18 protein-coding genes are annotated in these 13048 nt (G+C 41.4%); 7 read left to right on the top strand and 11 right to left on the bottom strand.

The window, feature by feature from the left end; genetic code table 11:
* Positions 1 to 46: 46 nt before the first annotated feature.
* From rnk to kdsD, 11 genes are all read right to left on the bottom strand, one after another.
* Positions 47 to 457, bottom strand: a complete 411-nt coding sequence (rnk, locus tag PSE60_RS01190) for a nucleoside diphosphate kinase regulator (RefSeq protein WP_004908251.1) — start codon at positions 455 to 457, stop codon at positions 47 to 49.
* A 211-nt stretch (positions 458 to 668) separates the two neighbouring features.
* Positions 669 to 941, bottom strand: a complete 273-nt coding sequence (gene npr, locus PSE60_RS01185) for a PTS phosphocarrier protein NPr (protein WP_004258320.1) — start codon at positions 939 to 941, stop codon at positions 669 to 671.
* Between the two features lie 5 nt (positions 942 to 946).
* A complete protein-coding gene (rapZ, locus tag PSE60_RS01180) occupies positions 947 to 1798 on the bottom strand; it encodes an RNase adapter RapZ (protein ID WP_004258318.1) in 852 nt (283 codons plus the stop codon).
* A 119-nt stretch (positions 1799 to 1917) separates the two neighbouring features.
* Complete coding sequence (gene ptsN, locus PSE60_RS01175; RefSeq protein WP_004258311.1) at positions 1918 to 2385, bottom strand: PTS IIA-like nitrogen regulatory protein PtsN; 468 nt, start codon at positions 2383 to 2385, stop codon at positions 1918 to 1920.
* Between the two features lie 93 nt (positions 2386 to 2478).
* Positions 2479 to 2766: a ribosome hibernation promoting factor gene (hpf, locus tag PSE60_RS01170; RefSeq protein ID WP_210835950.1), complete on the bottom strand. Its 288-nt coding sequence runs from the start codon at positions 2764 to 2766 to the stop codon at positions 2479 to 2481.
* A gap of 22 nt (positions 2767 to 2788) precedes the next feature.
* Entirely contained in the window at positions 2789 to 4234 is a 1446-nt protein-coding gene (gene rpoN / locus PSE60_RS01165; RefSeq protein ID WP_272664347.1) for an RNA polymerase factor sigma-54, read from the bottom strand.
* Positions 4235 to 4275: 41 nt separating this feature from the next.
* On the bottom strand, positions 4276 to 5001 hold the full coding sequence (gene lptB / locus PSE60_RS01160) for an LPS export ABC transporter ATP-binding protein (protein ID WP_004908261.1): 726 nt from the start codon (positions 4999 to 5001) through the stop codon (positions 4276 to 4278).
* Positions 5002 to 5006: 5 nt separating this feature from the next.
* Positions 5007 to 5567 (bottom strand): lipopolysaccharide ABC transporter substrate-binding protein LptA, encoded by a 561-nt coding sequence (gene lptA, locus PSE60_RS01155; RefSeq protein WP_004908264.1) that lies wholly within the window; start codon positions 5565 to 5567, stop codon positions 5007 to 5009.
* Between the two features lies 1 nt (position 5568).
* A complete protein-coding gene (gene lptC, locus PSE60_RS01150) occupies positions 5569 to 6144 on the bottom strand; it encodes an LPS export ABC transporter periplasmic protein LptC (RefSeq protein ID WP_272664346.1) in 576 nt (191 codons plus the stop codon).
* Between the two features lie 16 nt (positions 6145 to 6160).
* Positions 6161 to 6721, bottom strand: coding sequence for a 3-deoxy-manno-octulosonate-8-phosphatase KdsC (gene kdsC, locus PSE60_RS01145; RefSeq protein ID WP_210835952.1), 561 nt, complete (start codon positions 6719 to 6721; stop codon positions 6161 to 6163).
* 14 nt (positions 6722 to 6735) lie between these two features.
* Complete coding sequence (gene kdsD, locus PSE60_RS01140; protein ID WP_004908272.1) at positions 6736 to 7704, bottom strand: arabinose-5-phosphate isomerase KdsD; 969 nt, start codon at positions 7702 to 7704, stop codon at positions 6736 to 6738.
* A 481-nt stretch (positions 7705 to 8185) separates the two neighbouring features.
* On the opposite strand from kdsD, the gene mlaF reads away from it, so the two are divergent.
* From mlaF to murA, 7 genes are all read left to right on the top strand, one after another.
* Positions 8186 to 8989 carry a phospholipid ABC transporter ATP-binding protein MlaF gene (gene mlaF / locus PSE60_RS01135; RefSeq protein WP_272664345.1) on the top strand — a complete coding sequence of 268 codons (804 nt, stop codon included), beginning with the start codon at positions 8186 to 8188 and terminating at the stop codon, positions 8987 to 8989.
* Between the two features lie 6 nt (positions 8990 to 8995).
* Positions 8996 to 9778 (top strand): lipid asymmetry maintenance ABC transporter permease subunit MlaE, encoded by a 783-nt coding sequence (gene mlaE, locus PSE60_RS01130; RefSeq protein ID WP_004908276.1) that lies wholly within the window; start codon positions 8996 to 8998, stop codon positions 9776 to 9778.
* Between the two features lie 3 nt (positions 9779 to 9781).
* A complete protein-coding gene (mlaD, locus tag PSE60_RS01125; protein ID WP_102137924.1) occupies positions 9782 to 10285 on the top strand; it encodes an outer membrane lipid asymmetry maintenance protein MlaD in 504 nt (167 codons plus the stop codon).
* A 35-nt stretch (positions 10286 to 10320) separates the two neighbouring features.
* Entirely contained in the window at positions 10321 to 10950 is a 630-nt protein-coding gene (gene mlaC / locus PSE60_RS01120) for a phospholipid-binding protein MlaC (protein ID WP_004908281.1), read from the top strand.
* Between the two features lies 1 nt (position 10951).
* A complete protein-coding gene (mlaB, locus tag PSE60_RS01115) occupies positions 10952 to 11242 on the top strand; it encodes a lipid asymmetry maintenance protein MlaB (RefSeq protein WP_210835954.1) in 291 nt (96 codons plus the stop codon).
* Between the two features lie 222 nt (positions 11243 to 11464).
* Positions 11465 to 11719, top strand: a complete 255-nt coding sequence (gene ibaG / locus PSE60_RS01110) for a BolA family iron metabolism protein IbaG (RefSeq protein WP_004258269.1) — start codon at positions 11465 to 11467, stop codon at positions 11717 to 11719.
* A 52-nt stretch (positions 11720 to 11771) separates the two neighbouring features.
* Complete coding sequence (gene murA, locus PSE60_RS01105; RefSeq protein WP_272664344.1) at positions 11772 to 13034, top strand: UDP-N-acetylglucosamine 1-carboxyvinyltransferase; 1263 nt, start codon at positions 11772 to 11774, stop codon at positions 13032 to 13034.
* Positions 13035 to 13048: the final 14 nt, after the last annotated feature.

The following is a 13048-nucleotide window of genomic DNA, read 5'->3' as shown; positions in this document are numbered from 1 at the left end:
TAAAACTTTTTTCGCTAAGCCTTCTTTAATTCAGCCGTTGTCGTGATTAACGGTGGAACTCACCAGCTGCTTCTGGTTGATAAACGATTTCAAGTACACGAACACGTGTTTGAACACCGTTTGGCAATTCCCAGCTGATTTCATCGTTTACATGCAAGCCCAACAAGGCTGCACCAATCGGAGCCATCACAGATAGTTGCTCCGCACTATCTTTCAGTGACGCAGGGTAAACTAAGGTACGTGTGCGTTCTTCGTTGCTGATTAAATCTAAAAAGCGAACGGTACTGTTCATCGTGACCACATCGGCAGGAATTTCTTGTGGGCTAAGAATATCCGCACGGTCAAGTTCATCATTGAGCGCTTCGGCAACCGGTGTGCCCGCATAAGCCGGCTGTTCCATCAGTGCATCTAAACGTTCAGCATCTAAATCATTGATAATAATTGTTGGCTTTGTCATACCACACTCCAATAGAGACATACAAAGCAAACACCCCCCACCCATAAGGTAGGGGGTGTCGCTAGAAATAAGTTTGTGTAAAATATTAGGCGCTATACGCTTTAAAGGGAAGAGATCATGATCACGATCTCTAAGCCTGCCTAGATAAAAATCTACTGATTGACATGCTATAGCTAGCTTGAAATTCTGCTATTTTTCATCATTTCATCAACTATTCTTCGTCAAACCTGTTTTCGAATAGGTTGATAATTGCGGACAAGGCCTGATTTTCATCCGGACCGCTAACCTCGATATCAATCTTACTGCCTTGTTCTGAGTCTAACATCAACATCGCAATAACGCTATCGGCCTCCGCCTCAATTTGATTATTATTACGCAAAATAACTCTAGAGTTAAATTGTTTAACTAAATCATAGAGTAACATGGCAGGTCGTGCATGCATCCCAAGCCGATTTTTGAGCGTTATTGTGGCTTTTACGGTCATTGCTGTTATTTGCGCTTTTCCAATGTTCTGTGGCGTGACTGCACATTTTTACCACGGGAACGGAAATAGTCGGCAAGTTGTTCTGCGACGTATACTGAGCGGTGTTTCCCCCCCGTACAGCCAATCGCGACAGTTAAATAGCTACGGTTATTGGTTTCTAACATTGGTAGCCATAATTCTAAATAACTACGAGTTTGGTAGATGAAGTTATGGACTTCAGTATGCCTATCTAAGAATGCAGCAACGGGCCGGTCAAGACCTGTCATTGGGCGTAATTTCGGATCCCAGTGCGGATTTGGTAAAAAACGCACATCGAATACATAATCGGCATCAATAGGAATACCATGTTTGAAACCAAAGGATTCAAACACCATTGTCAGCTCACGCTCACGTTTGCCCATCAAACGTGTTCTTAGCATTTCAGCTAATTCATGAACGGACATTTCTGAAGTATCAATAACTAAATCAGCACGAGAGCGTAAAGGTTCAAGTAGCTCATTTTCCTCATCTATCGCGCTTTCAAGCGAAAGGTTTTTACTTGAAAGTGGGTGCAACCGACGAGTGTCACTGTAACGACGTATAAGCGTGTTACGGTCGGCATCTAGAAACAATAATTGAGGAGAGAAGGTTGATGGTAATTTATCAATCGCTTCTTCGAAAATCTCTGGATTGTCGGGCATATTACGCACGTCGATGCTTACCGCTGCTGAAATATTACGATCAGCCAGTGAATTCGCTAACTCCGGCAGTAATACAACCGGTAGGTTATCTACGCAATAGAAACCCATATCTTCCAGCGCACGTAAGGCAACGGATTTCCCCGAACCGGAACGGCCGCTGACTATCATCAGCACCATGAGCTTGCTCCCTTTTGTTTCCTAATAATGTGTTTCTTGAAAAGCAGTACTTGCCAATTAATATTACTTAGAAACCATAACAATATCATTTGCATATGGCAAGATACATAATTTATCACTTACTCTGTAATTATGCTGTATAGCTCTTCATCACTTTGTGCACTGCGCAGGCGTTTACAGAGCGTTTTATCGGCTAGTTTTTTGGCGATAAGCGACAACGTATGCAGGTGCGTTTTACATTGGTCTGATGGCACGAGTAAAGCGAAAAGCAAGTCAACAGGCTGATTATCAATTGCATCAAACGCAATCGGTTCTTCTAAATGTAAAAAGACACCGACAGCACGGCTACTTTCACCTTCGTTCAGCTTCCCATGAGGAATGGCAATACCGCCGCCAATACCTGTTGTGCCAACTTTTTCTCTGGTTAATAACGCTTCAAATACCGTATTTTCAGGTAATTCCAATTCAACGGCAGCCAGCTCACTAATAATTTCTAAAGCTCTTTTTTTACTGGTGCACACAATATTATTACGTGTACAGGCTGATGATAAAACAACGTTTAACTGGATTTCTATATCACTATTCATTTTATTGTTCACTTAGGACTACAAAACCAGATGATGTATTCCATCATCTGGTTTGAAACATTATTCGGCTAATTAATAAGCCGCATCAATGTATTAATGTTGTCTCAGTTTTTCTTTGTGTTTGGTTAATTGGCGCGACAGTTTGTCTACGAGTATATCTATAGCAGCGTACATATCGTTTTCTTCCGCTGATGCGTGGAGCTCCGCTCCATTGACTTGCACGGTTGCTTCTGCAATTTGCTGAACTTTTTCAACTTTCAAGACAACTTGGATACCATTAATACGATCAAACAATTGTTCCAATTTTTTGAGTTTTTTCTCAACAGTCTCGCGCAATGCAGGAGTAACTTCAATATTGTGTCCAGTAATCTGAAATTCCATACAATCTTCCTTATTTTATCAATTAAACCAGCTGCTTACGCTGGTTAGAGGGCGGAATGGATAACGATTCTCGATACTTAGCAACAGTTCTGCGAGCGACTTGAATGCCTTGTTCTGCCAGCATACTCGTCAATTTACTGTCACTCAATGGTTTTGCTGGGTTTTCAGCAGCAACCAGTTTTTTCACCAATGCTCGAATTGCGGTTGAGGAGGCTTCGCCGCCTGTGTCCGTATTAACATGGCTGGAGAAAAAATACTTCAACTCAAAAATGCCTCGTGGGCTATGGAGAAACTTTTGAGTTGTTACTCGTGAGATAGTTGATTCATGCATGTCCACTTGATAGGCGATATCGGCCAGTATCATCGGTTTCATGTATTCCTCACCTAGCTCAAAGAATTCTTGCTGCTGTTCTACAATACAAGTCGCGACTTTTAAGAGTGTCTCGTGGCGGCTCTCAAGGCTTTTAATCAACCATTTTGCATCTTGCAGATGACTACGAATATATTGCGAGTCATCTTCATTTGCTGAATTATTTAGCATTGAAGCATAATGGTTATTAATGCTTAGTTTAGGAATGCTATCTGTATTTAACTCAACTTGCCAGTGCCCAGCAATTTTTTTCACTAAAACATCAGGAATGACGTATTCCGATTCCCCAGTATTGATGGATTGGCCGGGTTTTGGATTCAGCGTTAAAATCAGGTCTATCGCAGTTTTTAGTGCATCTTCTTTTAAGCGAGTTAATTTACTCAGCTGGCGAAAATCACGGTTAGCCAGCAAATCAATATGGTTACTAATAATGCGCTTTGCATCTTGTAGCCCATCAGTTTGCTGAGGATACAGCGACAATTGGATTAATAAACACTCTTTTAAATCTTGTGCTGCAACACCCAGTGGGTCGAAATGCTGAATACGCTTTAGGACAGCAATGACTTCTTCTATGGTAATTTCAGGGTTATCAATCCCTTCATGTATATCAGAAATTGCTGTTGTCAGATAACCGGAATCATCTATTGAATCAATAATGGCGGTGGCGATTGCCCTGTCTGTGTCAGTAAACGGGGTCAGTTCAGCTTGCCACGTTAGGTAATCTTGCAACGTTTGTGTTGTTTCACCTTGATAAACAGGTAGTTCATCAAAACTATAATCGTTACTGGTCCCTGACGGTGTTCCTGCCGTATATATTTCATCCCAATCAGCGTCTAAAGGGAGCTCATCTGGCATATCATGATTTTCAAGAGCGTCTTTGGTGTCGAGTTCACTGGTATCGGTATTTTCATTTAGGGAGTCAATAGATTCGGACTCAGAATTTAACTCTTCTTGTTCAAGAAGTGGGTTGGTTTCCAAGGCAAGTTGAATTTCTTGCTGAAGCTCAAGTGTAGACAGCTGCAACAAGCGGATAGCTTGCTGCAATTGAGGGGTCATTGCAAGTTGTTGACTGACTCTAAGCTGCAAACTTTGCTTCATGAATCTGTTTTATTCTCCCTAAAAAATGACAACACGATAATTTATAACCGGAAGCCTTCACCCAAGTATACACGTTTCACTTGTTCGTTCTCTAAGATCATGGTTGGTGACCCATGAGCAATTAAGTGCCCCTGACTGACAATATAGGCTCTTTCACACACATCTAAGGTTTCCCGCACATTATGGTCGGTAATTAAAACGCCGAGGCCGTAATCTCTTAAGTGCTGAATGATTTTTTTGATATCTAAGACGGAAATAGGGTCAACACCCGCAAAAGGTTCGTCTAATAAAATAAATTTTGGGTTAGCAGCCAGTGCACGCGCAATTTCCACACGGCGGCGTTCCCCTCCGGATAGCGACTGCCCCATACTGTCTCGAAGATGGGTGATACTAAATTCTTCCATCAATTCTTCAGCACGTTCTTTACGTTGCTGGGAACTCAAATCTTCGCGAATTTCTAACACAGCCATTAAGTTATCATAAACGCTGAGGCGGCGAAAAATTGAGGCTTCTTGAGGAAGATAGCCAATTCCACGGCGAGCACGTTCATGTAGCGGTAGAAGGCTGATATCTTCACCATCGATCATAATTTTGCCAGCATCCCGCTGAACAATACCCACAACCATATAAAAGGTCGTGGTTTTACCGGCACCGTTTGGTCCCAACAAGCCAACGATTTCACCTGATTTAACTTCCAGGCTGACATCTTCAACGACCTTACGTTTTTTATAGGCTTTAGCTAGATTTTCAGCGGTTAGTGTCGCCATAACAGTTATTTACTCTTACTTGCTGATGAATTTTTATTCGCTGCAGGGCCTTTTTCTTGCAATTGGGCTGGCAGTATTACAGTGGTGACGCGTTTGCCTTTATCACTAAATGCTTCCATTTGCTGCGTTGGCACTAAATAGGTAATTTTGTCACCTTGAATATTGCTGTCTAATTGCTCAAGATAGGCATTGCCTGTTAAGGTGACGAGCTGTTTATCGACCTCATAACGGGCTTTGCTGGCATGGCCTTTAATCGGTTTGCCATCATCCTGTAATTGGTAAAAGGTAACCGGGGTACCAAAGGCCTCAATCACAATTTTATCCGAGTCACTACTTGGACGTGTTACAACCACTTTATTGGCTCTGATATCAATAGAACCTTGTTTAATAACAACATCATCAGTAAAGGTGGTGACGTTTTTTTCTAAATCAAGAGATTGTTTGACCGAATTAATCGTCATTGGCTGCTGCGTATCACTTTTTAATGCCATCGCAGGTAGGCTAAGAGCCAAAATTGCACTGGCAACAGCTCCTTGAATAAAACGTTTCTTAGTTACTTGATTCATTTTAATGCTCTTCTGGTTGTAACACATAATGAGTTTTAACATCTTCGATTAATTCAGCCGTTCTTGTACGAAGGTTTCCCTTCATTTTCATACCGGTAGAATTGAGACCTTGTCCAATAATGGTCGCTTTATCATCAGATGAAACGTCTTGTGTTGTCAAATTGACAACTGCACTTTCAGTTGTAATTCGTTGGATCTGCGAGTCTTTGGTCAAGCTATCAACCTGAACATCGCTATATAAATAGAGAATTCTATCGTTCGTTAACCTGGCCTTGAAAGCCTTAACCGTCCAGGTTGGCTCGCCCGCTTCGTTATAAGTGGTTAGAACCGGTTTTGAAAACCACGTGATTTTTCCTTCAGTGTAGTTATCTATTTTATCTGAAACGAGTTTATACGCTAAATTACCCGTTGGATTATAGACAAAAGTCACTGAATCATCAGTTTGATAATTAGGTTGCCCATCATTAATTACTTTATCCTCTGGGTTGTCAGAATCACTACCCGCTAAATTCCAACCGATAAGCCCTAATACAACCAAGGATAAAATAATAATTAACCACTTCTTCGCATTGCTCATGAATTCAATCTATTCGTTATATTGATAAACCTTTTGCTTCTTCCAGTTTGCCTTGAGAAAGCAAAATAAGGTCACAAAGTTCGCGGACTGCGCCTTTTCCTCCGCCAATGCGAGTCACATAATCCGCTCGCGGTAATAACAAAGGATGGGCATCCGCGACCGCGACGGATAAGCCTACTTTGGCCATAACAGGCCAGTCAATCAGATCGTCCCCAATATAAGCTATTTCTTCAGCTGATAATTGTAGTGTATCTAACAGTTCGTGATACGCCAAAAGCTTATCGCTTTGACCTTGGTAAAGATATGTAATGCCTAATGTTTGAGCCCTATCTTCAAGAAGCTTCGCTTTTCTTCCTGTAATGATGGCGACCTCAATACCGGAAGTTAATAAGCAACGTACTCCATAGCCGTCACGGACATTAAAGGCTTTGAGTTCTTCGCCATTATTTCCCATATAGACCAAGCCATCAGACATGACACCATCAACATCGCAGATCAATAATTTGATTTTTTCTGCTTTGGTTAAAACAGTATTGGCAACAGGGCCATAGCAGGTTTCCAACAAGGTAGACGTCATGGTATTTCCTTATGTTATACAACACCTGCTTGTAGCAGATCATGCATATGTAGCACACCAACTAATTTGTTATCATTTGCAACTAATAACGAAGTCACATGCCGAGATTGCATTAAATTAAGCGCTTCAACCGCTAACATGGTTGGTGATACTCGAATTCCACCGGGGGTCATTAAATCAGCAATTTTAGCGTTATTCAGGTCGATTCCCATATCAAAGATACGGCGTAAATCCCCATCAGTGAAAATACCTTCAATATTCATATCATCATCACAAATAACGGTCATACCCAGTTTTTTGCGGGTAATTTCCACTAAAGCCTCGCGTAAAGACGCACTTTTAGGAATATGGGGGATTTCATCACCCGTATTCATTAAATCACGAACGAGGAGTAAAAGTTTGCGCCCAAGTGCGCCACCCGGATGTGAAAGTGCGAAATCATTCGCAGTGAAGCCGCGGGCGGTTAATAAGGCTATCGCTAATGCATCTCCCATCACGAGTGTAGCTGTTGTACTCGTGGTAGGAGCAAGCCCCAATGGACAGGCTTCTTGAGGGACTTTGATACATAAATGAACATCTGCATATTTTCCCATATTACTTTCAGGATTGTTAGTCATACAGATTAAAGGCACTTTAATTCTTTTTAAAACAGGGAGTAAGGCTAAAATTTCTCCTGACTCACCAGAATTAGAAATGGCTAACACAACATCGTTATGAGTAATCATCCCAAGGTCACCGTGGCTGGCTTCTCCTGGATGAACAAAAAATGATGGTGTTCCTGTACTCGCTAGTGTAGCGGCAATTTTACGGCCAATATGCCCCGATTTCCCCATTCCCATTACGACGACTTTGCCTTCACAGTTAAAAATAAGCTGGCAAGCGCGGTCAAAGTCAGTATTGATATATTGTTCTAGGTTTTTTAAACCTTCGTGTTCGATATGGAGAACTTCTTTACCTACTTTCTGAAAATCGAAGTTTGACATTTCTAGTTCCATGCGTAGCTTTTAAGTTAATCGGATTAGCGAAATTAAATTGTATAACGAATACTTGGTATCAGTAAGTATTTTGTCAGTTAAGCTATTTTTAATGTTAGTTTTATACTTAATGAGTATTTTTGGGCACTTCGATGTAGAATTTAATACGTACAAGACGGTTTCATTAGCATCTTGAACCAAAAATGGATAGGCAAATTCGCGTATCCTCAAGCTAGGTAACATCACAACATTCTAAGAGCTATCTGCTGTTAATAGTGAAAGCTTTTGCTGACTATAAGTAAATTATATTGTTTTTTTCTCTGTTTCGCTTAGATAAAAACAGAGTTGTAACACTAAAAGTCATATTTTCGACGCTATAATACTATAAATTCTATTTTGTTGTGATATTTGACGATTTTCAGTTTATCTTTCGGTAACATCTGAACGGATAAAATATATTTACGCGTGGTGTATAACGAGTTATTTAACAATGCAAGCACAGACAGACAATTTAATTGAAGTACGGAACATGTCCTTTACTCGAGGAAATCGGAAAATATTTGAAAATATTAATCTGACCGTTCCTCGTGGAAAAATTACGGCAATTATGGGGCCATCAGGGATTGGTAAAACCACATTACTGCGCTTGATTGGTGGGCAATTACGGCCAAATGAAGGTGAAATTTGGTTTGATGGCGATAATATTCCAGCGCTGTCACGCTCAAAGCTGTATCAGTCTCGTAAAAAGATGAGCATGCTGTTTCAATCCGGGGCGTTATTCACGGATATGAACGTATTTAATAACGTGGCTTTCTCTCTACGTGAGCACACTAACCTGCCAGAATCATTGATCCATACGACGGTGATGATGAAACTAGAGGCAGTTGGCTTACGTGGTGCTGCTCAATTAATGCCATCTGAGTTGTCAGGGGGTATGGCACGGCGCGCCGCGTTAGCGCGTGCTATTGCACTTGACCCAGATTTAATCATGTTTGATGAACCTTTTGTCGGCCAAGATCCCATTACGATGGGTGTTTTGGTTAAATTGATTGATGAGCTTAATCAAGCACTGGGTGTCACTTGTGTCGTGGTTTCCCATGATGTTCCAGAGGTATTGAGTATCGCAGATAATGCTTATATTGTTGCGCAGCAGCATGTCATTGCTCAGGGAACGGGTGAAGAATTGCGAGAAAACCAAGACCCTCGTGTGCGACAATTTCTTGATGGTATTGCTGATGGGCCTGTGCCATTCCGTTTTCCCGCCAATGATTATCTGGCTGATTTATTAGGGTAAAATAAGATGATATTAAAGGCGATAGCAGGCTTCGGGCGCCGATGGATTGATATATTTTCCGCGTTTGGTCGAGCAGGTTACATGCTGTTTCGCGCCTTACTCGGTAAACCAGAGTTTCGTAAACAATGGCCATTATTGATGAAGCAATTGTACGCCATTGGTGTGCAATCATTACTTATCATTGCTGTTTCCGGTTTATTTATCGGAATGGTATTGGGGTTACAAGGCTATTTGGTTCTCACCACTTTTAGTGCTGAAGCTAGCTTAGGTATGATGGTCGCACTTTCATTGTTACGTGAGCTAGGCCCTGTTGTAACCGCATTATTATTTGCTGGCCGTGCGGGCTCTGCATTAACAGCTGAAATTGGCTTAATGAAAGCGACAGAACAGATTTCTAGCCTTGAAATGATGGCAGTTGACCCTCTAAGGCGTGTCATCGCGCCACGTTTTTGGGCTGGTTTTATTAGTATGCCATTGTTATCTCTAATTTTTGTTGCTGTCGGTATTTTAGGTGGCGCACTAGTTGGGGTTGACTGGAAGGGGATTGATGAAGGCTTTTTTTGGGCTTCAATGCAATCTTCCGTTGATTGGCGACTAGATTTAGTAAACTGTGTGATTAAAAGCTTAGTCTTTGCTATCACAGTTACTTGGATCGCATTATTTAATGGCTATGATGCCATCCCAACTTCGGAGGGGATAAGCCAAGCGACAACTAGAACAGTTGTGCATGCGTCATTGTCTGTTTTAGGACTGGATTTCGTACTTACCGCACTGATGTTTGGGAACTAAGTCATGCAAAGTAAAAAAAGTGAAATATGGGTTGGTTGTTTTATGTTGCTGGCGATTGCCGCAATTATCTTTTTGTGTTTAAAAGTTGCTGATTTAAAATCGATAGGAAGCCAATCCACCTATCAAATTTCAGCATCTTTTGAAAATATTGGTGGCTTAAAAGAAGGCTCGCCAATCAAAGTGGGTGGTGTGGTGATTGGGCGAGTTGCCAGTATCACGCTAGATAAAAAGAATTATGTTCCTGAAGTTAAAATTGATTTATTAAGTGAGTACGACAATATTCCTGATTCGAGCTCACTGTCAATTCGGACGTCAGGTTTGTTGGGTGAACAATATATTGCGATGAATATTGGCCCTGATGACGAAGAATTAGGTATCGCAATCTTAAAAAATGGCGGGCGTCTTGAAGATACTAAGCCGGCTATGGTATTAGAAGACTTAATTGGCCAGTTTTTATATAAAAGTGGTGATAGCCAAGGTGCAGAGCCAGAGTCAACTGCGCAGTAATTTGATGCTCCCTTTGAAGAATAAAGGAATGAATTATGTTTAAACGTTTAATGATGGTTGCTATGTTGGCAATCGCGCCATTTGCCATGGCAGTAGACCAAACCAACCCTTATAAGTTAATGGATGAAGCGGCGGCGAAAACGTTTAACCGCTTGAAATCAGAGCAACCGAAAATTAAGCAAGACCCCGAGTATCTTAGAACAATTGTTCGTGAGGAATTATTACCTTATGTACAAGTTAAATATGCTGGGGCTTTGGTGTTAGGAACCTATTATAAAGGGGCAACTCCAGCACAGCGTGAGGCTTATTTCAACGCATTTGAAGATTACCTTGAGCAAGTCTATGGTCAAGCTTTAGCAATGTACCATGGCCAAACGTATCAAATAGCCCCAGAACAACCGTTGGGAGATAAAAACATTGTTGCCATTCGCGTGACTATTGTTGATACCAATGGACGTCCTCCTGTCCGTTTAGATTTCCAATGGCGTAAAAATAGCAAAACAGGTTACTGGCAAGCTTACGACATGATTGCAGAAGGCGTGAGTATGATCACGACTAAGCAAAATGAGTGGGGTGATATTTTACGTAAGCAAGGTGTCGATGGTTTAACAAAACAGTTAGAAATCAGTGCAAAAGCGCCAATTACTTTAGAAGAGAAAAAGTAATATGAGTCAGTTGTTAGCATGGGAACTCAATGAAACAACACTTTATCTCACCGGGACGTTAGACCGTGATTCGCTAATGTCGTTTTGGGATAAAAAAGACTCATCGCTGGAACGCATTGAAAATATAGATGTTTCTGGTCTCAAGCATGTTGACTCAACAGGCTTGGCGATGCTAGTTCGCTTAAAAGGTGAATTCCAAGCTAAAAACCGTTCACTGAATATAACTGGTGTCAGTGATAACTTGAATACATTGATTGAGCTATACGGGGTTCAAGAGATTATCCTCAATTAGGTTAAATATCCTAAATTGGGTCAAGTTATGTAAAAATAAGCGCCTCTATGTGCTTTTCGGCACGAGAGGCGTTTTCTTTGGTTTAAGTGTTAAGCCTAATCCTTTAGGATAGAGGATTGAGCTCTGACTGTTCTTATTGCGATGTTTCTGTACGCTATGCATGCAATTTGCACTATTTAGAGTAAAATTATAAATCACAAATAATTAATAAATTGAGTCATTATGGATACCAACGAAATTAAGCAAGTATTGATGGAAAAATTGTCTCTGAATGAGGCTATTGTTACTGGTGATGGTAGCCACTTTCAGGTTATCGCGGTCGGTGACATGTTTGACGGTATGAGCCGTGTTAAGCAACAGCAAGCAATTTATGCGCCTTTAATGGAGTATATTGCGGATAACCGCATTCATGCTTTGTCTATTAAAGCGTACACCCCTGCGCAATGGGAGCGCGATCGTAAACTTAGTGGCCTTTGATTACAAAGCCTAAGCGAACAGACTGTAAAATTCGACATACGAGAATACTTGAATGGATAAGTTTTTAGTTAAAGGACCAACCCGTTTACAGGGTGAGGTCACTATATCTGGCGCAAAAAATGCGGCATTACCAATTCTGTTCGCTGCTCTGTTGGCTGAAGAGCCAGTAGAAATACAGAATGTCCCTCATTTGAGGGATATCGACACAACGATTAAATTACTGAATCAACTTGGTACTAAAGTAAAACGCAATGGCTCAGTGTACGTCGATGCAAGTACTGTAACGACATACTGTGCACCTTATGACCTTGTTAAAACCATGCGTGCATCCATTTGGGCTTTAGCGCCATTGGTTGCTCGTTTTGGTCATGGTGAAGTTTCTTTACCAGGTGGCTGTGCTATCGGTGCTCGTCCAGTTGATTTACATATTTCAGGTTTAGAGCAATTAGGCGCAAAGATTGTTTTAGAAGATGGTTATGTCAAAGCAACGGTCGATGGCCGCTTAAAAGGTGCTTGCATTGTAATGGATAAAGTCAGTGTGGGTGCGACAGTCTCTATTATGACGGCTGCGACTTTAGCTGAAGGAACCACAACAATTGAAAATGCGGCACGTGAACCTGAAATTGAAGATACCGCCAATTTCTTAAATACTCTTGGTGCAAAAATTACTGGCGCAGGGACTGATCGTATTGTTATTGAAGGTGTTGAACGTTTAGGTGGGGGCGTTTATAAAGTACTGCCTGACCGCATTGAAACGGGAACATTTTTAATTGCAGCCGCGGTTTCGCGCGGCAAAGTCATCTGTCGTAATGCACGTCCAGACACTCTAGATGCGGTATTAGCTAAATTGCGTGAAGCTGGGGCTAAAATTGAAATCGGTGATGACTGGATTAGCCTAGATATGGAAGGCAAACGCCCGAAAGCAGTGACATTGCGTACGGCACCACACCCAGGGTTCCCAACGGATATGCAAGCACAGTTTAGCTTACTTAATCTTGTTGCTGATGGCGCTGGCATGATCACTGAAACGATTTTTGAGAATCGTTTTATGCATATCCCTGAGCTAATCCGTATGGGTGCTCATGCTGAAATTGAAAGTAATACTGTGTTATGTCATGGTGTTGAAAAATTAACCAGTGCACAGGTGATGGCAACAGATTTACGAGCTTCTGCGAGTTTAGTTATAGCGGGCTGTATTGCGGAAGGGACAACGACAGTTGACCGTATATATCATATTGACCGTGGTTATGAGCATATCGAAGATAAACTACGTGGTTTAGGTGCTGATATTCAGCGCGTACACTCAGATGATTAATACTTTGATAAGGT

The sequence above is a fragment of the Providencia sp. PROV174 genome, from assembly GCF_028480685.1.
GTDB lineage: Bacteria > Pseudomonadota > Gammaproteobacteria > Enterobacterales > Enterobacteriaceae > Providencia > Providencia rettgeri.
Note: the sequence above shows the minus strand (reverse complement) of the source record. Positions and strands in the feature narration are given on the sequence as shown.